The sequence below is a fragment of the Nocardioides sp. ChNu-153 genome, from assembly GCF_030466625.1.
Taxonomy (GTDB): Bacteria; Actinomycetota; Actinomycetes; order Propionibacteriales; family Nocardioidaceae; genus Nocardioides.
Genome location: NZ_JADEVT010000001.1, coordinates 330,944 through 353,883 on the forward strand (window position 1 = coordinate 330,944; position 22,940 = coordinate 353,883).

Sequence of the window (22,940 nt, forward strand, 5' to 3'; positions counted from 1 at the left end):
CGGAGTGGAGTGCTAACGTCGGCGCTGGCACTCTCCTGGTGAGTGTGCCAATCGTCGACGTAACGGCGCGACCCCCGCGACGGCGTGCCCGGACCGGCGACGACCAACGCCCTGACGGGAGGCACCCGCCTCCCGATCTTTCGGATCCGCACGGAAAGTGGAGGTCGACATCGTGTCGGTCAACATCAAGCCCCTCGAGGACCGCATCGTCGTCAAGCCGCTCGACGCCGAGCAGACCACGGCGTCCGGTCTCGTCATCCCCGACACCGCCAAGGAGAAGCCCCAGGAGGGCGAGGTCCTGGCGGTGGGCCCGGGTCGCTGGAACGAGGACGGCGACGAGCGCATCCCGCTCGACATCGCGGTCGGCGACAAGGTCATCTACAGCAAGTACGGCGGCACCGAGGTCAAGTACGCCGGCCAGGAGTACCTCATCCTCTCGGGCCGCGACGTCCTCGCCGTCGTCTCCTGAACTCCTAGGGCCGTGGGGGCCCGGGGCCGGGGGGCGCGCGCCGGGGGGCCCCGGCCGGCCGCGGCGGCCCCCCCCTTCTTCTCCCGCCTCTCTCCGCGCGCGGGGCCCCTGGTGTCCCGCCCCCCCCCCCCCCCCCCCCACGGCTCGACCTGTTCCACCCCCCAGCCTGAGGAGAGCCCATGCCCAAGATCCTGGAGTTCGACGAGAACGCTCGTCGCTCCCTCGAGCGCGGCGTCGACGCGCTCGCCAACGCCGTCAAGGTGACGCTCGGCCCGAAGGGCCGCTACGTCGTCCTCGACAAGAAGTGGGGCGCCCCCACGATCACGAACGACGGCGTGACCGTCGCCCGTGAGATCGAGCTCGACGACCCGTTCGAGAACCTCGGTGCGCAGCTCACCAAGGAGGTCGCGACCAAGACGAACGACGTCGCCGGTGACGGCACGACGACCGCGACCGTCCTCGCCCAGGCGATGGTGCACGAGGGCCTGCGCGCCGTGGCCGCCGGCACGAACCCGATGGGTCTCAAGCGCGGCATGGACCTGGCGGCCGCGGCCGTCGGCGACGCCCTGCGCTCCTCGGCCCGCGAGGTCGAGTCCAAGGAGGACATGGCGTCCGTCGCCACGATCTCCTCGCGCGACGCCCACATCGGCGAGCTGCTCGCCGAGGCCTTCGACAAGGTCGGCAAGGACGGCGTCATCACCGTCGAGGAGTCCAACACGCTCGGCACCGAGCTGGACTTCACGGAGGGCATGCAGTTCGACAAGGGCTACATCAGCCAGTACTTCGTGACCGACCCCGAGCGCATGGAGGCGGTCCTCGACGACCCGTACATCCTGCTGCACCAGGGGAAGATCTCGGCCGTCTCCGAGCTGCTCCCGCTGCTGGAGAAGGTCATCGCCGCCGGCAAGCCGCTCTTCATCCTCGCCGAGGACGTCGAGGGCGAGGCGCTCTCCACGCTGGTCGTCAACAAGATCCGCGGCACGTTCAACGCCGTCGCGGTCAAGAGCCCCGCGTTCGGCGACCGCCGCAAGGCGATGATGCAGGACATCGCGGTGCTGACCGGCGGCCAGGTCGTGGCCCCCGAGGTCGGGCTCAAGCTCGACCAGGTCGGCCTCGAGGTGCTCGGCCAGGCCCGCCGCGTCGTCGTGACGAAGGACAACACGACGATCGTCGACGGCGCCGGTGACTCCTCCGCCGTCGAGGGCCGGGTCAACCAGATCAAGGCCGAGATCGACAGCACCGACTCCGACTGGGACCGCGAGAAGCTGCAGGAGCGCCTGGCCAAGCTGGCCGGCGGCGTCTGCGTCATCAAGGTCGGCGCCGCCACCGAGGTGGAGCTGAAGGAGAAGAAGCACCGCATCGAGGACGCCGTCTCCGCGACGCGCGCCGCGATCGAGGAGGGCATCGTCGCCGGCGGTGGCTCGGCGATCATCCACGCCGTCTCCGCCCTCGACGGCGACCTCGGCCTCACCGGTGACGAGGCCGTCGGCGTGCGCATCGTGCGCAAGGCCGCCGACGAGCCGCTGCGCTGGATCGCCGAGAACGGTGGCGAGCAGGGCTACGTCGTGGTCTCCAAGGTCCGCGAGCTCGGCGTCGGCAACGGCTACAACGCCGCCACCGGCGAGTACGGCGACCTCGTCGCCCAGGGCGTCCTCGACCCGGTCAAGGTCACCCGCTCGGCGCTCGTCAACGCGACCTCGATCGCCGGCATGCTGCTGACGACCGAGACCCTCGTCGTCGACAAGCCCGAGGAGGAGGAGCCCGCCGCGGCCGGTCACGGCCACGGCCACGGCCACTGAGCCCCGGCTCCCTCCGCAGCACGCGCGGCCCTCGTCCCCTCCGGGGGGCGGGGGCCGTTGCACTGCCGCAACACGGCGGTGCCCGCCGCGCAACACGGGCCGGGCACGCTCGGGCCCATGCTGTGGAGGGTGCGCGCGACGCTGCCGGACCGACCGGGCGCGCTCGCCGCGCTCGCGCGGGAGTGCGGCGCGGCGGGGGTGAACATCCTCGGGGTCCAGGTCTTCCCGGGCACCGAGGGCGTGACGGACGAGCTGGTGGTCCGCACCCCCGACGGGTGGACGGAGGGGCACGTCGTACGGCTCCTGGAGACGGCCGGCGGCACGGGCGTGGTCGGCACCCCCTGCACCGAGGCGGCGCTGGTCGACCAGCCCACCCGCTACGTGCAGGCGGCGCGCGCCGTCATCGCCCGCCCGGCCCGCTTCCCCGAGGTGGTCGCGCGGCTCTTCGACGCCGAGGCCGACGTGCCCGGCGAGGCGGCCCCCGCCGGCGACCTGATGGAGCTGACGGTCGGCGACGTCGCGGTGCAGATCCGGCGGCGCGCGCCGTTCACCCCGACCGAGCACGCCCGCGGGGCGGCGATGGCCGACCTGGTCTCCGACGTCCTGGGCCGGGCGCCCACCGTGCTGGGCTCGGGCAGCCGCCGGCTCGGTGGGGGGACCACCCCGTCGTACGGCGTCGTGGGGCTCGCCGTGCGTGCGGAGGTGGACGGCGCGGTCGTGGGGTACGCCGAGATCCGCCCGCCGCGCGACGTGTCCGGTCTGCGCGAGGTCGACCTGGAGGTCGACCCGGCCTGGCAGCGACGCGGGATCGGCACGCGGCTGCTCGTCGACGTCGCCCGGCTGGCCGCGGCGGAGGGGGTCGAGGAGATCCTCGTCGCCACCCGCGCGGACAACCAGGCGGTGCTCCCGATGGTGCTGGCGGCCGGCCTGCGGGGCCGGATCCGGATGGCCGCGGACACCCTGACGGTGCGCATCCCGGTGCACCAGCTCAAGCCGCTCGCCCGCTGACCGGGGCGCGGGCGGCGGCGTCGCGCGGCGTACGATGCGGGGGTGGAGATCCCCGACAAGTTCGCCGCCCTCGGTCTCACGTACGACGACGTGCTCCTGCTGCCGGGGTACTCCGACCTCGCCCCGGCCGACATCGACACGACGTCGCGCCTGACGCGGGAGATCTCGCTGAAGGCGCCGCTCGTCTCGGCGGCGATGGACACGGTGACCGAGTCGCGGATGGCGATCGCGATGGCCCGCCAGGGCGGCATCGGCATCCTCCACCGCAACCTCTCGGTGACCGACCAGGCCTACCAGGTGGACCTGGTCAAGCGCACCCAGACGGGCATCATCTCCAACCCCGTCACGATCGGGCCCGACGCGACGCTGGAGGAGCTCGACCGCATCTGCGGGGAGTACCGCGTCTCCGGGCTCCCGGTCGTCGACGCCGACGACCGCCTGCTCGGCATCATCACCAACCGCGACCTGCGCTTCACACCGGTGGCGGAGTGGGCGACCACGAAGGTCGACGAGATGATGACGCCGATGCCGCTCATCACGGGTCCGGTCGGCATCAGCCGCGACGACGCCACGGCGCTGCTGCGCAAGCACAAGCGCGAGCGCCTGCCGCTGGTCGACGACGCCGGCCGTCTCGCCGGTCTCATCACGGTGAAGGACTTCGTGAAGTCCGAGCAGTTCCCCGACGCGTCGTACGACGCGGACGGCCGCCTGCTCGTCGGGGCGGCGATCGGCTACTTCGGCGACGCCTGGGAGCGCGCCACGACCCTGATCGAGGCCGGCGTCGACGTGCTCGTCGCCGACACCGCCCACGGCCACGTGCGGATGCTGCTGGAGATGGTGCAGCGCCTCAAGGCCGACCCCGCGACCCGCCACGTGCAGGTGATCGGCGGCAACGTCGCGACCCGCGAGGGCGCCCAGGCGTTCGTCGACGCCGGGGCCGACGCGGTCAAGGTCGGCTTCGGCCCCGGCTCGATCTGCACGACCCGCGTCGTCACCGGCGCCGGCGTCCCGCAGATCACCGCCGTCCACGAGGCCTCGCTGGCCTGCGGCCCGACGGGCGTGCCCGTCATCGCCGACGGCGGCCTGCAGCAGTCCGGCGACATCGCGAAGGCGATCGTCGCGGGGGCGGAGAGCGTGATGATCGGCTCGCTGCTCGCCGGCTGCGAGGAGTCGCCGGGCGAGCTCGTGTTCGTCAACGGCAAGCAGTACAAGGCGTACCGGGGGATGGGCTCGCTGGCCGCCATGAGCAGCCGCGGCAAGAAGTCCTACTCCAAGGACCGCTACTTCCAGGCCGAGGTCGCCAGCGACGACAAGATCGTGCCCGAGGGCGTCGAGGGCCAGGTCGCCTACCGCGGCCCGCTCGCGGCGGTCGCGCACCAGCTCATCGGCGGCCTGAGCCAGTCGATGTTCTACATCGGTGCCCGCACCGTGCCGGAGCTGCAGCAGAAGGGCCGCTTCGTGCGCATCACGTCGGCCTCGCTCAAGGAGAGCCACCCCCACGACATCCAGATGGTCGCCGAGGCGCCGAACTACAACGCCCGCTGAGGGCGCGGGGGTCCCGGCAACTAGGCTGGGGCCCGTGACCGAGATCGAGATCGGCCGCGCCAAGCGCGCTCGCCGGGCCTACGCCTTCGACGACATCGCCATCGTGCCGTCCCGCCGCACGCGCGACCCGGAGGAGGTCAGCGTCGCCTGGCAGATCGACGCCTACCGCTTCGAGATCCCGGTCGTCGCCGCCCCGATGGACTCGGTGATGAGCCCCGAGACCGCGATCGCGCTCGGCCGCGCCGGCGGCCTGGGCGTGCTCGACCTCGAGGGCCTGTGGACGCGCTACGACGACCCCACCCCGCTGCTCGAGGAGGTCGCGGGCCTGCAGGGCACGGCGGCGACCGCCCGGCTGCAGGAGATCTACGCCGAGCCGGTGCGGGCCGAGCTCATCACCGCGCGGCTCAACCAGATGCGCGACGCCGGCGTCACCGTCGCCGGCTCCCTCTCGCCGCAGCGCACCAAGGAGTTCGCCGCCACCGTCGTCGACGCGGGCGTCGACATGTTCGTCATCCGCGGCACCACGGTGAGCGCCGAGCACGTCTCCAGCCAGGCGGAGCCGCTCAACCTCAAGGAGTTCATCTACGAGCTCGACGTGCCCGTCATCGTGGGCGGCTGCGCGACCTACCAGGCGGCGCTGCACCTCATGCGCACCGGCGCGGCGGGCGTGCTCGTGGGCTTCGGCGGCGGGGCGGCGCACACGACGCGTTCCGTGCTCGGTCTCGCGGTGCCGATGGCGTCGGCGCTCGCCGACGTCGCCGCGGCCCGCCGCGACTACCTCGACGAGTCGGGCGGGCGCTACGTGCACGTCATCGCCGACGGCTCGATCGGCACGTCGGGCGACCTGGCGAAGGCCATCGCCTGCGGCGCCGACGCCGTGATGGTCGGGTCGCCCTTCGCCCGGGCCTCCGACGCGCCCGGCCGCGGCTTCCACTGGGGCGCCGAGGCGTGGCACCCGCTGCTGCCCCGCGGCCAGCGCGTCGAGTTCCCGACGGTCGGCACGCTCGAGGAGGTCCTCTTCGGTCCCTCCCGCGTCGCCGACGGCACCATGAACCTCGTCGGTGCCCTGCGCCGCGCGATGGCCACGACGGGCTACACGGAGCTCAAGGAGTTCCAGCGGGTCGAGGTCGTCGTCCTGTGACGCTGCTGTGACACCGCTGCGGGTCGCCGCGGCGCAGGCCGCGGCGGTCCCGGGCGACCTCGCGGCCAACGTCGCGACGGCGGCGCGGCTGGTCCGCCGCGCCGGTGACGCGGGCGCCCGGGTGGTGGTGCTCCCCGAGGCCTTCCTCGTGGGGTACGACGCGCCCGTCCTCGCCGGCCCGCTGCCCACCCCGGCCGACGCGACGGGCCCGCTGCTGGACCCGGTCCGCGAGGCCTGCCGGGAGACCGGCACGACGGCGCTCGTCGGGGTCGCGCTCGACCGCGGGGCGACCCGCACCCTGTCGCTCCTGCTGGCGCGGCCCGACGGCGAGGTCGTCGCGGCGTACGACAAGCAGCACCTCGACGGCGACGAGAAGCAGGTCTTCACCACGGGCGACGCCGGCGCCTCCGTGCGGGTCGACGGCCACGAGCTCGGGCTGGCGGTCTGCTACGACGCCTGCTTCCCCGAGCACGCGCGGGCGGCGGCGACCGACGGCGCGCTGGGCTACCTCGTCTCCGCGGCGTGGTTCCGCGGCGGCGAGCACCGTCGCGACCTGCACCACGCGGCGCGGGCGGTCGAGAACGGCTCGTACGTCGTGATGGCCGGTCTGACGGGCCGCTGCGGCAGCTCCGAGTTCAGCGGCGGCTCGGCCGTCCACGACCCGGAGGGCCGCCCGCTCGCCCGGCTCGGCACGGAGGAGGGCGTGGCGGTCGCCGACCTCGACCCCGCGGTCGTGGCGAGCACCCGGGCCCGGCACACGATGCTCGCCGACCACCGCGCAGGCCTCGGCGGCCGACGGCGGGTCTGAGCCCTCTGTCACAGTGGGGGCCATGACTGCGACGCGTCCCGGAACGCTCGGTCCCGAGGCGCGCGACGCCGCCCTCGCCGCTCTCACCGCCTCCGGGGACGGCGCGACCGCCGGCGCCGGCGAGCTCGACGTGCTGGTGGTCGGCGGCGGTGTCGTCGGCGCCGGCACGGCCCTCGACGCCGTCACCCGCGGCCTTACGACGGCGCTGGTCGAGCAGCGCGACCTGGGCTCGGGCACCTCGAGCCGCTCCAGCAAGCTCGTGCACGGCGGGCTGCGCTACCTCGAGATGTTCGACTTCGGGCTGGTCCGCGAGGCGCTCGAGGAGCGGGGCCTGCTGCTCACCCGCCTCGCGCCCCACCTCGTGCGTCCCGTCCCGTTCCTCTACCCGCTGCGCCGCACCCACGAGCGGCCCTACGTGGGCGCGGGCCTCGTGCTGTACGACGCCATGGCCGCCCTCGGCTCCTCCGACATGGGGGTGCCGCGCCACCGCCACCTGTTCCGCCGGCAGGTCGCGCGCATCGCCCCGGACCTGCGCACCGAGGAGCTGACCGGCGCGATCCGCTACCACGACGCCCAGGTCGACGACGCCCGCCTCGTCACCACCCTGGCCCGCACCGCCGCCCGCCACGGTGCCCACGTCGCGACCCGCACCAAGGTGGTCGGGTTCCTGCGCGAGGGCGAGCGGGTCGTCGGCGTCCGTGCGGTCGACCTCGAGAGCGGCCGCGAGCTCGAGGTGCGCGCCCGCGTCGTGGTGAACGCCGCCGGGGTCTGGACCGACGAGATCCAGGAGATGGTCGGCGGGCGCGGCACGATGCACGTGCAGGCCTCGAAGGGCATCCACCTCGTCGTGCCCCGCGACCGCATCCGCTCCGAGGCCGGCTTCATCACGAAGACCGAGAAGTCCGTCCTCTTCGTCATCCCGTGGGGCCGGCACTGGATCATCGGCACCACCGACACCGCCTGGGACCTCGACAAGGCCCACCCGGCGGCCTCGCGCGCCGACATCGACTACGTGCTGGCGCACGTCAACACCCTGCTGCGCGAGCCGCTCGACCACGCCGACGTCGTCGGGGTGTACGCCGGCCTGCGCCCGCTGCTGCGCGGGGAGTCCGAGCCCACCTCGCGGATCTCGCGCGAGCACACGGTCGTCACCCCCGTGCCGGGCCTGGTGATGATCGCGGGCGGCAAGCTCACGACGTACCGGGTGATGGCGAGGGACGCCGTCGACGCGGCCACCCCCTCGCTGAGCGCGGCGGGCGGCGCCGTGCGGGCCTCGATCACCGACCGCGTACCCCTGCTGGGCGCGGAGGGCTTCGAGGCGCGCTCCAACCAGCGCGTGCTGCTCGCGCGCCGCTCGGGGCTGCACGTCGCGCGCATCGACCACCTCCTGGGCCGGTACGGCGGGCTCGTCGACGAGGTGCTCGACCTCGTGGCCGCGCGACCCGAGCTGGGCGAGCCCGTGCCCGGCGCCGACGACTACCTGTGCGCCGAGGTGGTGCACGCGGTGACCCACGAGGGTGCCCGCCACCTCGACGACGTGCTGGCCCGCCGTACCCGCATCTCGATCGAGACGCCCCACCGGGGTACCGAGTCGGCCCGGGCGGTCGCCGAGCTGGTGGCGGCCGAGCTGGGCTGGGACGCCGCGCGCGCCGACGAGGAGGTCGACCACTACCTGCGGCGCGTGGCCGCGGAGCGCCGCAGCCAGGAGATGCTGACCGACCAGGAGGCCGACGAGGCCCGCGTGAGCGTGACCGACCTCGTCTGAGGCATCCCGGCCCGCACCGGACGGAGCGGCGGGGGCTTGACAGATCGCCGGGGGTTGTCAACTCCGGCCAATTGTTACCACGAGGTAGAACGGGAGACCGCGCTCACATACTCTCGGTACATGAGCAACTCCACGCCGGCAGGCGGGCCCCTCGTCACGGGCCCCGGTGACCCCGAGCACGACCCCACCGCGGCCTACGCGCTCGAGCCGGAGCACGTCGCCTCCCTGACCGCCCGGCTCACCGCCGGCGGTGCGGACCCCGTGGTCACCCGCACCCCGCTCAGCGGCGCGCCGCTCGCGAACCTTCCGCAGTCCTCGCCCGCCGACGTGCGCGAGGCCTTCGTGCGCGCCCGCCGCGCTCAGGAGTCGTGGGCCCGCACGTCCCTGGCCCACCGCCAGGAGCTGCTGCTGCGCCTGCACGACATCGTGCTCGACCGCCAGGACGAGATCCTCGACCTGATCGTGTGGGAGTCGGGCAAGGCCCGCAAGCACGCGTTCGACGAGCCGCTGCACATCGCGCTGACGGCGCGCTACTACGGCCGCACGCTCAGCGACCACGTGCGCACGCGCCGCGTGCCGGGCGTCTTCCCCCTGCTGACGCGGGTCGAGGTCAACCGGGTGCCCAAGGGCGTCGTGGGTGTCATCTCGCCGTGGAACTACCCGTTCACGATGGCGCTGTGCGACGGCCTCGCCGCCATCGCGGCCGGCAACGCCGTGGTCGCCAAGCCCGACTCGCAGACGACGCTGAGCGCCCTGTTCGCGGCCCAGCTGCTCGACGAGGCCGGCTTCCCCGCCGACCTGTGGCAGGTCGTCGCAGGCCCCGGCTCCGTGGTGGGCTCCGCGATCATCGACCAGGCCGACTACGTGTGCTTCACCGGCTCGACGGCCACCGGCAAGCGCGTGGCCGCGCAGGCCGCGGAGCGCCTCATCGGCTGCTCGCTCGAGCTCGGCGGCAAGAACCCGATGATCGTGCTGCGTGACGCCGACGTGGAGAAGGCCGCCGAGGGCGCCGTGCGCGCCGCGTTCTCCAACGCGGGCCAGCTCTGCGTCTCCATCGAGCGGATGTTCGTCGCCGACCAGGTCTACGACCGGTTCGTCGAGCGCTTCGTGGCCCGCACCCAGGCGATGACGCTGGGGGCCACGCTCGACTGGGGCAACGACATGGGCTCGCTCATCAACCAGAGCCAGCTCGACACGGTGGTGGCCCACGTCGAGGACGCGGTGGCCCGCGGGGCGACCGTGCTCACCGGCGGCCGCGCCCGGCCCGACCTCGGCCCCTACGTCTACGAGCCCACCATCCTCGCGGACGTCACGCCCGAGATGTCCTGCTTCGGCCAGGAGACCTTCGGCCCGGTCGTCTCGCTCTACCGGTTCAACGACGAGTCCGAGGCCGTGGCCCGGGCCAACGACGGGGAGTACGGGCTGAACGGTGCCATCTTCAGCCGCGACGGCGACCGCGCCCGGGCGCTGGCCCGCCGGGTCAAGTGCGGCACGATCAACATCAACGAGGCCTTCGCGGCCACGTTCGCGTCGCTGCAGGCGCCGATGGGCGGCATGCGCGAGTCCGGCATGGGCCGTCGCCAGGGCGCCGAGGGCATCCTGCGCTACACCGAGACGCAGTCGGTCGCCACGCAGCGCGTCCTGCCCATCGCGCCGGTGCTCGGCCTGTCCGACGAGTCGTACGCCAAGCTCATGACGACCAGCCTGCGCCTGCTGCGGAAGACGGGGCGGGCATGAGCTTCGACTACGACGTCCTCATCGTCGGGTCGGGCTTCGGCGGCTCGGTCAGCGCCCTGCGCCTGACAGAGAAGGGCTACAAGGTCGCCGTGCTCGAGGCCGGCGCCCGCTTCGAGGACGACGACTTCCCGGAGACGTCGTTCGACATGAAGAAGTACCTGTTCCTGCCCGAGGCCGGCTGCTACGGCATCCAGCGCATCGACCTCATCAAGGACTGCATGATCCTCGCCGGCGCGGGGGTGGGTGGCGGGTCGCTGGTCTACGCCAACACGCTCTACGAGCCGCTCGACGCGTTCTACCGCGACCCGTCGTGGTCGCACATCACCGACTGGCGCTCCGAGCTGGCGCCCTACTACGACCAGGCCAAGCGCATGCTCGGCGTGGTCGAGAACCCGGTGCGCACCGCGAGCGACGACGTCATGCTCAAGGTGGCCGAGGAGATGGGCGCCGGCGACACCTACCACCCGACGCCGGTCGGGGTGTTCTTCGGCGGGCCGGAGCACGGCGGCGCGGAGCAGGGCGGGGTGCACGTCGACGACCCGTTCTTCGGGGGCGCGGGCCCGAGCCGCACGACGTGCCGCAACTGCGGGGAGTGCATGACCGGCTGCCGGCACAACGCGAAGAACACGCTCGTCAAGAACTACCTCTACCTCGCCGAGCGCAAGGGCGCGGTGGTGCACCCGCTGACCACGGTGACCCGCGTGCGGCCGCTGCCCGACGGCGGCTACCGCGTGGACGCGCGGTGGACGAAGGCGAAGCTGTCGCGCCGCACCGCCGTGCGCTCCTTCACCGCGGAGCAGGTCATCTTCTCCGCCGCCGCGCTGGGCACCCAGAAGCTCCTGCACCGGCTCAAGGTGAAGGGCGACCTGCCGAACGTGTCCGACCGCCTCGGCATGCTGACCCGCACGAACTCGGAGTCGATCCTCGGCGCCCTGGCGCCCGACCTGTCGACGGACTACAGCAAGGGCGTGGCCATCACCTCGTCCTGGCACCCCGACGAGCACACCCACATCGAGCCGGTCCGCTACGGCAAGGGCTCGAACGCGATGGCGCTGCTCCAGACCGTCCTCACCGACGGTGACGGCCCGGGTCCCCGCTGGCAGACGTGGCTCAAGGAGCTGTGGCTGCAGCGCCGCCACGTCCTCGACCTCTACGACATGAAGCACTGGTCGGAGCGCACGGTCATCGCGCTGGTCATGCAGACGCTCGACAACTCGATCACGACCTTCCCGCGGCGTACGCCGTTCGGCTGGCGGCTGTCCTCGAAGCAGGGCCACGGCGCGCCGAACCCGACGTGGATCCCGGTCGCGAACGAGGCGACGCGCAAGATGGCCAAGCAGGTCGACGGCACGCCGGGCGGCACCATCGGCGAGCCGTTCAACCGGCCGTTGACGGCCCACTTCATCGGCGGCTGCACCATCGGCGACTCCCCGGAGTCGGGCGTGGTCGACCCCTACCAGCGGATGTACGGGCACCCCGGCCTCCACGTGGTCGACGGCTCGGCGATCTCCGCCAACCTCGGCGTGAACCCCTCGCTCACGATCACCGCCCAGGCGGAGCGGGCGATGGCGTTCTGGCCCAACAAGGGCGAGGCCGACGCGCGGCCGCCGCTGGGCGCGTCGTACGAGCGCGTGGACCCGGTCGAGCCGCGCGAGCCGGCCGTGCCGCCCCACGCCCCGGCGGCGCTGCGGCTGCCGATCGTCGGGGTCAGCTGACCCCTCGCGACCGGCCCGGACGGGGCCGCGGAACGGGGTGTGACGGCGGTCGCAAGTTTGTCGTCACCTCCCGTAACCGGGGGTCCGAGGGCTCGTTGCACAGGATGGGTCCGGCACGTTTGCTCCCTCCCAGCCCGGGCCCCGCGTCCAGCGCTGTCCAGCAGTCGCAGGACCATCAGGGCCCGGCCACCCTCCCTCCCCGGCCGGGCCCTGATGCGTTGGCGGGGGGAGCGGCCGGGCCTCGCTAGACTCGCGGGCGCCCGCGCCGCGGCGGCGGGCTCCCGCCGTACCCCCGCGAAAGGCACCCGATGACCGGCACCCCCGACCACGACCTCGTCCTGGTCGTCGACTTCGGCGCCCAGTACGCCCAGCTCATCGCCCGCCGGGTGCGGGAGGCGCGGGTCTACTCCGAGATCGTGCCGCACACCATGCCGGTCGACGAGATGCTCGCGAAGCGGCCCGCCGCGATCATCCTGTCGGGCGGCCCGTCGTCGGTGTACGCCGACGGTGCCCCCGGCATCGACGACACCCTGCTCACGGCCGGCACCCCGGTGTTCGGCATGTGCTACGGGTTCCAGCTCATGGCGCAGGGCCTCGGGGGGACCGTGTCCCCGACGGGCGCGCGGGAGTACGGGCGGACCCCCGTCACCGTCGGCCTGCCCGGCACCCTGCTCGCCGACCTGCCCGGTGAGCACCGCGTGTGGATGTCGCACGGCGACTCCGTCACCGCGGCGCCCGACGGGTTCTCCGTGCTGGCCTCCACCGACGTCACGCCGGTCGCCGCGTTCGAGGACACCGAGCGGCGGCTCGCGGGCGTGCAGTGGCATCCCGAGGTGCTCCACTCCGAGCACGGCCAGGAGGTGCTCGAGCGGTTCCTCGTCGACATCGCCGGGTGCCGCCAGACGTGGACGATGGTCAACATCGTCGAGGAGCAGGTCGAGCGCATCCGGGCCGAGGTCGGCGACGCCCGCGTCATCTCGGCGCTGTCGGGGGGTGTCGACTCCGCCGTCTCCACCGCCCTGGTGCAGCGCGCGGTCGGCGACCAGCTGACGGCCGTCTTCGTCGACCACGGCCTGCTGCGCGAGGGCGAGGCCGAGCAGGTCGAGCAGGACTACGTCGCCGCGACGGGCGTCGACCTGAAGGTCGTCGACGCGCGCGAGCAGTTCCTCGGCCACCTGGCCGGGGTCACCGATCCGGAGACGAAGCGCAAGATCATCGGCCGCGAGTTCATCCGCGTCTTCGAGGCCGCGGAGCGGGAGGTGCTGGCCACGCCCGGTGCGCCCGTGAAGTTCCTCGTGCAGGGCACGCTCTACCCCGACGTCGTGGAGTCGGGCGGAGGAGCGGGCGCCTCCAACATCAAGAGCCACCACAACGTGGGCGGCCTGCCCGAGGACCTCGAGTTCTCCCTCATCGAGCCGCTGCGCACCCTGTTCAAGGACGAGGTCCGCGAGGTGGGGCGCCAGCTCGGCATCCCCGAGGCCATCGTGTCCCGGCACCCCTTCCCGGGGCCCGGCCTGGCCATCCGCATCATCGGCGCGGTCGACGCGGAGCGCCTCGCGATCCTGCGCGCCGCAGACGCGATCGTGCGGCAGGAGACGACCGCCGCCGGCCTCGACGCGGAGATCTGGCAGTTCCCGGTCGTGCTGCTCGCCGACGTCCGCTCCGTCGGGGTGCAGGGCGACGGGCGCACCTACGGCCACCCGGTCGTGCTGCGCCCCGTCTCCAGCGAGGACGCCATGACGGCCGACTGGAGCCGCCTGCCATACGAGGTGCTGGAGCGCATCTCGACCCGCATCACCAACGAGGTGGCCGAGGTCAACCGCGTGGTGCTCGACGTGACGAGCAAGCCGCCGGGCACCATCGAGTGGGAGTGAGCGGGGCCGCCGCCCGGCGGCCCCGCCCCTCTGGGCGCGTCAGCGGCGCTTGGCGTCCTTGCGCGCGCGGTGCTTGAGCTGGGCGATCCGCAGCGAGCCCACGAGGGCGGTCAGCAGGATGCCCGCCGCCGTCGCGACGAGCAGCGCGACCGCCAGCGGCGTCTCGCCCTCGAAGCCGAGGAACTCCACCGTCGTCGTGTCGGTGTTCTGGGCGATGAAGACGACCAGCAGCACCAGGATCACGCCGAACGCGACCAGCGCGGCCCACAGGCCCCCGGCCTTCGAGCCGCGCGTCGGGTCCTTGGCGGGCCTACCGGGCTGCCCCGGCTGACCGGGGGCGGCGCCGGGCGTCGTGGGGGCGACGGGCCCGGTGCCCGGCGTCGTCTGCTGCGCGGGACCCGGGGGAGGGGCCGGACGGCCGGGCTCGGGGCCCGTGGGGCTCGTGGGGGAGGTCATCCGTCGAACGTAGCAACCCCGGCGTCACTCCAGCGGCAGCAGCAGGTCGGTGTTCTCGGCCGCGAGCAGCACCGCACCGACGAGCGAGGCCCGCTCCTCGAGCTCGCTGAGCTCCACGGGGGTGGTCGCGACGGCGTCGAGCACGTGGCGGCGCAGCTCGCGGCGTACCGACTCCAGCAGCAGGTCCCCGGCGCGGGCGATGTCGCCCCCCACGACGATGACGGCCGGGTTGAGCAGGTTGACGACGCTCGCCAGGCCCCACCCGAGGTGGCGGCCGGCGTCCTCGAGCGAGCGCTGGGCCGACAGGTTGCCGGTGTGGGCCGCGGTCACGACGTCGTCGAGGGTCGCGCCAGGCAGCTGGTCGTCCATCATCGCGAGCACCGCGCTCACCGACGCGTAGGCCTCGAGGCAGCCACGGCTGCCGCAGCGGCAGACCGGCCCGCGCTCGTCGAGCGTCAGGTGGCCGATCTCGCCGGCCGCGCCGCCGCTGCCGTGGAAGAGCCGGTTGTCGAGCACGATGCCCGCGCCGATGCCCGAGGAGATCTTCACGAAGACCGAGCTGTCGCGGCCCCGGCCGACGCCGAGGCGGTGCTCGGCCAGCGCGCCGAGGTTGGCGTCGTTCTCGACGCAGACGGGCACGCCGAACGCCGCCTCGCAGACGGCGAGGGCGTCGACGCCGACCCACCCCGGCAGGATCGCCGCGGAGGCGACCACCCGCTGGTTGATCGGCGCGGGCAGGCCGGTGGTCACGCTGCGCAGCGTCGAGCGGTCGGTGCCCTCCTCGGCCAGCAGCTCGTCCAGGAGCGAGGTCGCGAGGGCGAGCCCGTCGCCGTACGGGTGGGTGGGGGGGAGGCGCTGGCGGCGCTCGCGCACGAGGCGACCGGTCATGTCACCCAGCGCGACCGCGACGTGGCTGTGGCCGAAGTCGACGCCGGCCACCAGCCCGGCCGACGCCGCGAGCCGCACGACGGTGCCGCGGCGCCCGCTGCCGGGCTCGGTGACCACCAGGCCGACGGCCCCGAGGTCGCGGATGATGTTGGAGACGGTCGCCGGGGCGAGCCCCGTGGTGCGGGCCAGGTCGGCCTGCGTCAGCACCGGCTCGTCCCCCGGGGTGGCCGCCGTGCGCAGCACGTCCAGCACCCGGCGCTGGTTGGCGGTGCGCAGGGTGGACGTGGAGCCCGGCGAGGGCCCGCGGAGGTCGGCGGTGGACACGGGCGTCACCCTGACGGGTTACTCACTAGTCGTCAAGCAATGTCCACAAACCGCGCTCGTTCACACGCCGGAAACGATTTGCGTTCAACACTTGACGACAAAGCCTGTGAGGCACAACACTCCACTCGTTCCCCCGTCGGCAGCGCGTGCTGCCCGGTCATCGAGGAGAGAAGCATGTCCACCAGATTCCACCGGGTCGTCGTCTCCACGGCCGCACTCGTCGTCGGTGCCGGCGCCCTCGCCGCGTGCGGTGCCAACGACGCCCAGTCCGGCGGCGGGGAGGGTGGCGGCGGGTCCACCATCGCGCTCCTGCTGCCCGAGTCGAGCACCACGCGCTACGAGGCGTTCGACAAGCCGCTGTTCGAGGCCAAGGTCGCCGAGCTCTGCGACGACTGCGACGTCATCTACTTCAACGCCGACCAGGACGAGGCGAAGCAGACCCAGCAGGTCGACTCCGCCCTGTCGCAGGACGCCGACGTCATCGTGCTCGACCCGGTCAACGGCGCGGGCGCCGGTGGCATGGTCCGCACCGCCCAGGACGCGGGCGCCGAGGTCATCGCCTACGACCGCTTCATCGAGGGCGCGGACTACTACCTGTCCTTCGACAACGAGACGGTCGGCCGCATGCAGGGCGAGGCCCTCATCGAGGCCACCGGCGACACCGGCGGCATCCTCATGCTCAACGGTGCCCCGAGCGACCCGAACGCCGCGCAGTTCAAGGCCGGCGCCCACGAGGCGATCGACGCCAGCGGCCTCGAGGTCCTCGCGGAGTACGACAACCCCGACTGGAGCCCCACGAACGCCCAGCAGTGGACGTCCGACCAGCTCGCGCGCTTCGACGCCAGCGAGATCACGGGCGTGTACGCCGCCAACGACGGCCAGGCGGGTGGCGTCATCGCCGCGCTGACCGGCGCGGGCGTCGACCCCGCGGCCCTGCCCCCCATCACGGGTCAGGACGCCGAGCTGGCCGCGATCCAGCGCATCGTCGCCGGTGAGCAGGCCATGACGATCTACAAGCCCATCAAGATCGAGGCCGAGAAGGCCGCCGAGGTCGCCGTCGCCCTGGCCCAGGGCGAGGACGTGGGCGAGACCGAGGACTACGAGGGCGTCGCGTCCTTCATCTTCGACCCGATCGTCGTGACCGCGGAGAACGTGGCCGACACCGTCGTCGCCGACGAGTTCTACTCGGTCGAGGACATCTGCACCGAGGACTACGCGGACGCCTGCGCCGCAGCCGGGCTGTCCTCGTGACCCCGATCGACACCAGCAAGGGACGCGGCGCCGCCGCGTCGGACCGAGCCGGCCGGGACACCCCGGCCGGCTCGGGCCTCGCCCTCTCCCTGCGCGGGGTCGGCAAGCGGTTCGGCGCCGTCCAGGCGCTGGCGGACATCGACTTCCGCGTCGGCGCGGGTGAGGTCGTCGCGCTCGTCGGCGACAACGGCGCCGGCAAGTCGACCCTCGTCAAGATCATCTCGGGCGTCTACCAGCCCGACGGCGGCGAGATCGAGGTCGACGGACGCCGCGTGAGCATCAGCGGCCCGCGCGCCGCCCAGGGGCTCGGCATCGCGACGGTCTTCCAGGACCTCGCGCTGTGCGACAACCTCGACGTGGTCGCCAACCTCTTCCTGGGCCGCGAGCGCCGCCAGAGCGGCATCGTGCTCGACGAGGTCGGCATGGAGCAGGAGGCGTGGCGGCTGCTGCGCCGCCTCTCGGCGAAGATCCCGTCGGTGCGCATCCCGATCGCGTCGCTGTCCGGCGGGCAGCGCCAGACGGTCGCCATCGCGCGCAGCCTCGTCGGCGACCCCGGCATCGTGCTGCTCGACGAGCCCACCGCCGCGCTCGGCGTCGCCCAGACCGCGGAGGTGCTCGCCCTCGTACGGCGCCTGCGCGAGACCGGCCTCGGCGTGATCCTGGTCAGCCACAACATGTCCGACGTGCTCGCCGTCGCCGACCGCATCGAGGTGCTCCGCCTCGGTCGCAACGCCGCGAGCTTCGACGCCCGCGACGTCTCGATCGAGCAGCTCGTCGCCGCCATCACCGGTGCGAGCGACGAGGCCCGCAGCGGTCGCGACGACCTCGCGGCCACCCCGAACCCCGCAGGAGGGACGTCATGACGGTCGCCGCCGACCTCGCCGACGAGCGGCTCGTCCGCAGCAAGGGCCTCGCCGGGGCCGTCGACGTCGTGTGGCGCCGCCTGCGCGGCGGCGACCTCGGCAGCCTGCCGGTCGTGGTCGGCCTCGCGATCATCTGCGTGGTCTTCTACAGCCTCGAGCCGCGCTTCCTGTCGTCGTTCTCGCTCGTCAACATCCTGACCTACGCCGCACCGGTCGGGATCATCGCGCTGGGCATCGTGCTCGTCCTGCTGCTCGGCGAGATCGACCTGTCCGTCGGCTCGGTCTCGGGCATGGGCGCCGCCGTCATGTCGGTGCTCGTCGTGCGCGAGAGCCAGTCGGTGCTCGTGGGCCTCCTCGCCGGCATCGGCGTGGGCGTCCTCGTGGGCCTCGTCTACGCGCTGCTGTTCACGAAGCTCGGCATCCCGAGCTTCGTGTTCTCCCTCGGTGGCCTCCTCGGCTTCCAGGGCGTGCTGCTCTACCTGCTGGGCAGCGAGGGCACGATCAACCTGCCCAGCGACTCGGGGCTCATCGAGTTCACCCGGTTCAGCCACCTGACGGGGGCGGCGGCGTACGCGCTGGTCGCCGGGGTCGTCGCGCTGTACGTGCTGGGCGGGCTGTGGACCATCCGCCAGCGCAAGCGCGCGGAGCTGTCCGCGCCGTCGGTGGTGGGCCTCGCGGTCAAGGCCGCGCTGCTCGCAGCCGGCCTGGCGGGGCTGACCTACTACCTGGGCATCGACCGCGGCTGGAGCTACCTGTTCCTGCTCTTCGTGGCCCTGGTCGTGCTCATGGACCTGGCGCTGCGCCGTACGCGGTGGGGGCGCCACGTCTTCGCGGTGGGCGGCAACGAGGAGGCGGCGCGCCGCTCGGGCGTCAAGGTCACCCGCATCTACGTGTCGGTCTTCGTGCTCACCTCGACGCTCGCCGCCCTCGGCGGCGTGCTCGGGGCGGGGCTCCAGACGTCGGTCTCCCAGGCGACCGGCACGACGGACACGAACCTGACGGCCATCGCGGCCGCCGTCATCGGCGGCACGAGCCTCTTCGGTGGCCGCGGGTCGGCGTACGCGGCGCTTCTCGGCATCATCGTGCTGCAGGCCATCCAGTCGGGCCTCAACATCGTGGGCGTCGACTCGTCGGTGCGCTTCATGGTCACGGGCGCGGTGCTGCTGCTCGCGGTCGCCATCGACTCGGTGGCGCGGCGGGCCCGCTCCTCCAGCGGACGCGGCTAGCCGGGCACGACCCGGCACCCACCCGGCCGAACGGCCCGACGGGGCCGTCACCTCCACGACGCGGCGATTCCACGCCGTCGTCGTGCGGTGGCGGCCCCGTTTCCGTCAGACTGACCCGGTGACGACTTTGATCGGGACGCTGGGCGCCGTGCGCTCGCGCGTCCTCGGGGGACTTCGGGGCGTGGTGCTGCGCCAGGCGGCGGGGCGCATGGACCTCTCACGCATCGACAAGGTGCCGGCCTCGCTGGGCTGGCCGCTGACGCGCGACGGCATCGAGCCGCCCGCGCGGCTGGACGAGATGCGGGCCGAGGCGCCGGTGCAGCGGCTGACGACCTTCCTCGGCATGAACGTGTGGCTGGTGACCGGCTTCGACGCGGCGCACGAGGTGCTGACCGACCGGTCGTCGTACTCGACCGACATCCGCCCGTACGTCGGCAAGGCCGGCGCCGCGGACGGCGACATCGGCGGCCTCGGGTTCACCGACCCGCCCGACCACACGCGGCTGCGCAAGTTCCTCACGCCCGAGTTCACCCGCCGGCGGCTGCAGCGCCTCGAGCCGCTGGTCGACAAGATCGTGGCCCGCCAGCTCGACGAGATCGAGGAGGCGGCCCGCGCCGCCGAGGACGGCGTCGTCGACCTCGTGCCGCTCTTCAGCTTCCCGGTGCCCTTCCTCGTGATCTGCGAACTGCTGGGCCTGCCCGACGAGCGCCGCGAGACCTTCCGCGAGCTGGGCTCGGCGCGCTTCGACATCTCCGGCGGGGGGTACGGCGCGTTCGGCGCCATCTCCGGCTCCCGGGAGTTCCTCCTCGCCGAGACGGCGCGCCAGCGGACCGACCCGGGCCCGGGCCTCATCGGCCAGATCATCCGCGACTTCGGCGACGACATCAGCGACTACGACCTCGGCGGCCTCGCCGACGGCGCCTTCACCGGCGGCATGGAGACGAGCGCCGGCATGCTGGCGCTCGGCACGGCGGTGCTGGTCGAGAACGGCGGCACCTGGCAGTCGTTGGTCGACGCGACCGCCGACGTCGACGCGGTCGTGGAGGAGCTGCTGCGCTACCTCTCGGTCGTGCAGGTCGCCTTCCCGCGGTTCGCGACGACCGACGTCGTCGTGGCCGGCCAGCAGGTCCGCAAGGGCGACGTCGTGATGGTGCACCTGCCCGCCGCCGACCGCGACCCCGCCTTCGGTGCCTGCCCGATGGGCTTCGACCCGGGCCGCCCGGCCAAGTCGCACCTCGCCTTCGGGCACGGCATCCACCGCTGCGTGGGCGCCGAGCTCGCCCGCATGGAGCTGCGCAAGGCCTACCCGGCGCTCGCCGAGCGCTTCCCGCGCATGGCGCTCGTGGAGGGCACCGACGGGCTCGAGACGTTCGACGCCTCGATCGTGTTCGGCGTCGAGCGCCTGCTGGTGCGCCCCCTGGGCTAGCTCCTGGGCTAGTTCCTGGGCTAGTTCCTGGGCTGGTACGTCGTGCCGCGCTGCACGACCGGTCGGTCGATGCCCGCGCCGATGTCGACGAGCTCGGCGACGGTCTTGGCCGAGCCGTGCTCCGAGCCGGCCATGCGGGAGATCGTCTCCTCCATGAGCGTGCCGCCGAGGTCGTTGGCACCGGCCTGCAGCATCCGCCGGGTGCCCTCGACGCCCAGCTTCACCCAGCTCGTCTGGATGTTGTCGACGCGCCCGTGCAGCAGGATGCGGGCCACCGCGTGCACGGCGAGGTTGTCGCGCAGGCTCGGGCCGGGGCGGGCGACGCCGGCGAGGTAGATCGGCGCGGAGGAGTGCACGAACGGCAGGGGCACGAACTCGGTGAACCCGCCGTACCCGTGCTCGCGCGCCGCGTCCTGGATGCCCGACAGCACCCGCAGGTGGCCGATCCAGTGGCGCGGGTTGTCGACGTGGCCGTACATCATCGTGCTCGTCGTCGGGATGCCCACGCGGTGCGCGGTGGAGATGATCTCGACCCACGTCGCTGTCGGCAGCTTGCCCTTGGTGAGGATCCAGCGGACCTCGTCGTCGAGGATCTCCGCCGCGGTGCCGGGGATGGAGTCGAGGCCGGACTCGCGGGCCTTGATGAGGAAGTCCTCGAAGGACAGCCCGGTGCGGGTCGAGCCGTTGAGCACCTCCATCGGGCTGAAGGCGTGCACGTGCATCTGCGGCACCCGCGCCTTCACCGCGGCCGCGATGTCGAAGTACGCCGTGCCCGGCAGCTGCGGGTCGATGCCGCCCTGCATGCAGACCTCGGTGGCGCCGAGCTCCCACGCCTCCTGGGCGCGGTCGGCGACCTGGTCGAGCGACAGCGAGTAGGCGTCGGCGTCGGTGCGGCGCTGGGCGAAGGCGCAGAAGCGGCAACCGACGTAGCAGACGTTGGTGAAGTTGATGTTCCGGTTCACCACGTAGGTGACGTCGTCGCCGACGGTGGTGCGCCGCAGGTCGTCGGCGAGCGCGCAGACCTCGTCGAGCAGCGCGCCCTCGGCGGTGACGAGGGTCAGCGCGTGCGCGTCCGAGAGGCCACCGGGGTCGCGCACGGCGGCGGCGAGCGCCTCGCGGCCGGCGGCCAGGTTGACCGCCGGGGCGACGGGCGCGGCGGCGGGCACCGCGGCGCCGTCGGCGGCGCGCCGGACGGCGGCCCAGTCGCCGTACACGGTGTCGAAGTCGCTGCGCCGGTCCTCGGTGCGCCCCGTGGAGTCGACCTCGGTGTGGAGGTCCACCCGCCCGAAGCCCGACTCCTCGAGCGAGGGGTCCGGCTCCTGCCAGGGGCGGCCGACCGGCCGCACCCCCGGTACGGCGAGCCCCGCCCGCGCGGGGTCGTCGCCGCCGGCGTCGGCCAGGGCCGCGACGTGCCCGGCGACGCGGGGGTCGATCCACGGCTCCTCGCGGGCCAGCGCGCCCACGACGTACTCGGGGTGGACCGTCAGGCGCGGCTCGAGGGTGAGCCCGCAGGCCGCGGTGACGTCGCGCAGCCGCTCGAGGGAGGGCCAGGGGCGCTCCGGGTTGACGTGGTCGGGCGTGAGGGGCGAGACCCCGCCCCAGTCGTCCACGCCGGCGCCCAGCAGGGCCCGGCACTCGGCGAGGTCGACGAGGTTGGGCGGCGCCTGCACGCGGGCCTTCGGGCCGAGGAGCACGCGGGTGACGGCGATGGCCGCGCGGTACTCGTCGAGCCCGAGGTCGTCGGTGTGGCGCATGGCGGTGTCGGGCTTCGCGCGGAAGTTCTGCACGATCACCTCCTGCACGTGCCCGTAGGCGCGGGAGACCTGCCGCAGCGCGAAGATCGTGTCGGCGCGCTCGGCGAGGGTCTCGCCGATGCCGACGAGCAGGCCGGTGGTGAAGGGGATGGCGAGGCGGCCGGCGTCCTCGAGGGTCCGCAGCCGCACGGCCGGGTCCTTGTCGGGGGAGCCGTGGTGGGCCTCGCCGCGCGTCTCGAACAGCCGGCGGGAGGTGGTCTCCAGCATCATCCCCATCGAGGGGGCGACGGGCTTGAGCCGGTTCATCTCCTCCCAGCTCATGACGCCGGGGTTGAGGTGGGGCAGCAGCCCCGTCTCCTCCAGCACGTGCACCGCCATGGCGCGCACGTAGGCGAGCGTGGAGTCGTAGCCCTGCTCGTCGAGCCACTCCTGCGCCTCGGGCCAGCGGTCCTCGGGGCGGTCACCGAGGGTGAAGAGCGCCTCGAGGCAGCCCAGCTCGGCGCCCTCCCGGGCGATGGCGAGGATCTCGTCGGGGGAGAGGTACGGCGCGCGCCCCTCCCGCGCCGCCTGCTTCGGCGTCTCCACGAAGGTGCAGTAGTGGCAGCGGTCGCGGCACAGCCGGGTGACGGGGATGAAGACCTTGGGGGAGTAGGTGACGACGCCGGGCCGGCCGGCCTCGACCAGCCCGGCGTCGCGCACCCGGGCGGCGACGGCGCAGAGCCGGTCCAGCTCCTCGCCGGTCGCCGCCAGGAGCGCCGTCGCCTCCGCCGCGTCCAGGCTCGCCCCGCGCTCCGCGCGGACCAGCGCGCGGCGTACCTGCTGGGGGCTGGGCGCGTCGGGAGAGGTCACCGTCGCAGCCTAGACCTCGCCGCGAACCATGCTCATGGTGCG

17 protein-coding genes are annotated in these 22,940 nt (G+C 73.4%); 14 read left to right on the forward strand and 3 right to left on the reverse strand.

The annotated features are described in order from the left end of the window. Positions 1-172: 172 nt before the first annotated feature. The 10 genes from groES (at position 173) to guaA (ending at position 13,861) form a co-directional block, all read left to right on the forward strand. Complete coding sequence (groES, locus tag INN71_RS01555; RefSeq protein WP_028472534.1) at positions 173-469, forward strand: co-chaperone GroES; 297 nt, start codon at positions 173-175, stop codon at positions 467-469. Between the two features lie 179 nt (positions 470-648). Next, positions 649-2,268: a chaperonin GroEL gene (gene groL / locus INN71_RS01560; RefSeq protein WP_277497611.1), complete on the forward strand. Its 1,620-nt coding sequence runs from the start codon at positions 649-651 to the stop codon at positions 2,266-2,268. A gap of 117 nt (positions 2,269-2,385) precedes the next feature. Then, positions 2,386-3,276, forward strand: a complete 891-nt coding sequence (locus INN71_RS01565; protein ID WP_277497610.1) for a GNAT family N-acetyltransferase — start codon at positions 2,386-2,388, stop codon at positions 3,274-3,276. Positions 3,277-3,318: 42 nt separating this feature from the next. Further along, positions 3,319-4,821 carry an IMP dehydrogenase gene (gene guaB, locus INN71_RS01570; protein WP_277497609.1) on the forward strand — a complete coding sequence of 501 codons (1,503 nt, stop codon included), beginning with the start codon at positions 3,319-3,321 and terminating at the stop codon, positions 4,819-4,821. Between the two features lie 34 nt (positions 4,822-4,855). Further along, a complete protein-coding gene (locus INN71_RS01575) occupies positions 4,856-5,962 on the forward strand; it encodes a GuaB3 family IMP dehydrogenase-related protein (protein ID WP_277497608.1) in 1,107 nt (368 codons plus the stop codon). A gap of 7 nt (positions 5,963-5,969) precedes the next feature. Continuing rightward, positions 5,970-6,770 (forward strand): carbon-nitrogen hydrolase family protein, encoded by an 801-nt coding sequence (locus tag INN71_RS01580; protein ID WP_277497607.1) that lies wholly within the window; start codon positions 5,970-5,972, stop codon positions 6,768-6,770. A 22-nt stretch (positions 6,771-6,792) separates the two neighbouring features. Beyond that, positions 6,793-8,535 carry a glycerol-3-phosphate dehydrogenase/oxidase gene (locus tag INN71_RS01585; protein ID WP_277497606.1) on the forward strand — a complete coding sequence of 581 codons (1,743 nt, stop codon included), beginning with the start codon at positions 6,793-6,795 and terminating at the stop codon, positions 8,533-8,535. 120 nt (positions 8,536-8,655) lie between these two features. Continuing rightward, the gene (locus INN71_RS01590; RefSeq protein ID WP_277497605.1) at positions 8,656-10,272 is read left to right on the forward strand and encodes a succinic semialdehyde dehydrogenase; all 1,617 of its coding nucleotides are present in this window, start codon (positions 8,656-8,658) and stop codon (positions 10,270-10,272) included. Next, complete coding sequence (locus INN71_RS01595; RefSeq protein WP_277497604.1) at positions 10,269-11,987, forward strand: GMC oxidoreductase; 1,719 nt, start codon at positions 10,269-10,271, stop codon at positions 11,985-11,987. Before INN71_RS01590 ends, INN71_RS01595 begins: the two co-directional genes overlap by 4 nt. Positions 11,988-12,295: 308 nt before the next feature. After that, positions 12,296-13,861, forward strand: a complete 1,566-nt coding sequence (guaA, locus tag INN71_RS01600) for a glutamine-hydrolyzing GMP synthase (RefSeq protein WP_277497603.1) — start codon at positions 12,296-12,298, stop codon at positions 13,859-13,861. A 39-nt stretch (positions 13,862-13,900) separates the two neighbouring features. Here the strand turns inward: guaA and INN71_RS01605 are convergent, their stop codons facing one another. Next, complete coding sequence (locus tag INN71_RS01605) at positions 13,901-14,317, reverse strand: lipopolysaccharide assembly LapA domain-containing protein (protein WP_277497602.1); 417 nt, start codon at positions 14,315-14,317, stop codon at positions 13,901-13,903. 24 nt (positions 14,318-14,341) lie between these two features. Next, on the reverse strand, positions 14,342-15,529 hold the full coding sequence (locus INN71_RS01610) for an ROK family transcriptional regulator (protein ID WP_277497601.1): 1,188 nt from the start codon (positions 15,527-15,529) through the stop codon (positions 14,342-14,344). Positions 15,530-15,703: 174 nt separating this feature from the next. On the opposite strand from INN71_RS01610, the gene INN71_RS01615 reads away from it, so the two are divergent. The 4 genes from INN71_RS01615 to INN71_RS01630 all read left to right on the forward strand — a co-directional run bounded on the left by INN71_RS01615 (position 15,704) and on the right by INN71_RS01630 (position 20,295). Beyond that, entirely contained in the window at positions 15,704-16,780 is a 1,077-nt protein-coding gene (locus tag INN71_RS01615) for a substrate-binding domain-containing protein (protein WP_277497600.1), read from the forward strand. 89 nt (positions 16,781-16,869) lie between these two features. Then, a complete protein-coding gene (locus tag INN71_RS01620; RefSeq protein ID WP_277497688.1) occupies positions 16,870-17,643 on the forward strand; it encodes an ATP-binding cassette domain-containing protein in 774 nt (257 codons plus the stop codon). Continuing rightward, entirely contained in the window at positions 17,640-18,869 is a 1,230-nt protein-coding gene (locus INN71_RS01625; RefSeq protein ID WP_277497599.1) for a sugar ABC transporter permease, read from the forward strand. The genes INN71_RS01620 and INN71_RS01625 overlap by 4 nt, the downstream gene beginning before the upstream one ends. A gap of 118 nt (positions 18,870-18,987) precedes the next feature. After that, entirely contained in the window at positions 18,988-20,295 is a 1,308-nt protein-coding gene (locus tag INN71_RS01630) for a cytochrome P450 (RefSeq protein ID WP_277497598.1), read from the forward strand. Positions 20,296-20,315: 20 nt separating this feature from the next. Here the strand turns inward: INN71_RS01630 and INN71_RS01635 are convergent, their stop codons facing one another. Next, positions 20,316-22,898 (reverse strand): bifunctional FO biosynthesis protein CofGH, encoded by a 2,583-nt coding sequence (locus tag INN71_RS01635; protein WP_277497597.1) that lies wholly within the window; start codon positions 22,896-22,898, stop codon positions 20,316-20,318. Positions 22,899-22,940: the final 42 nt, after the last annotated feature.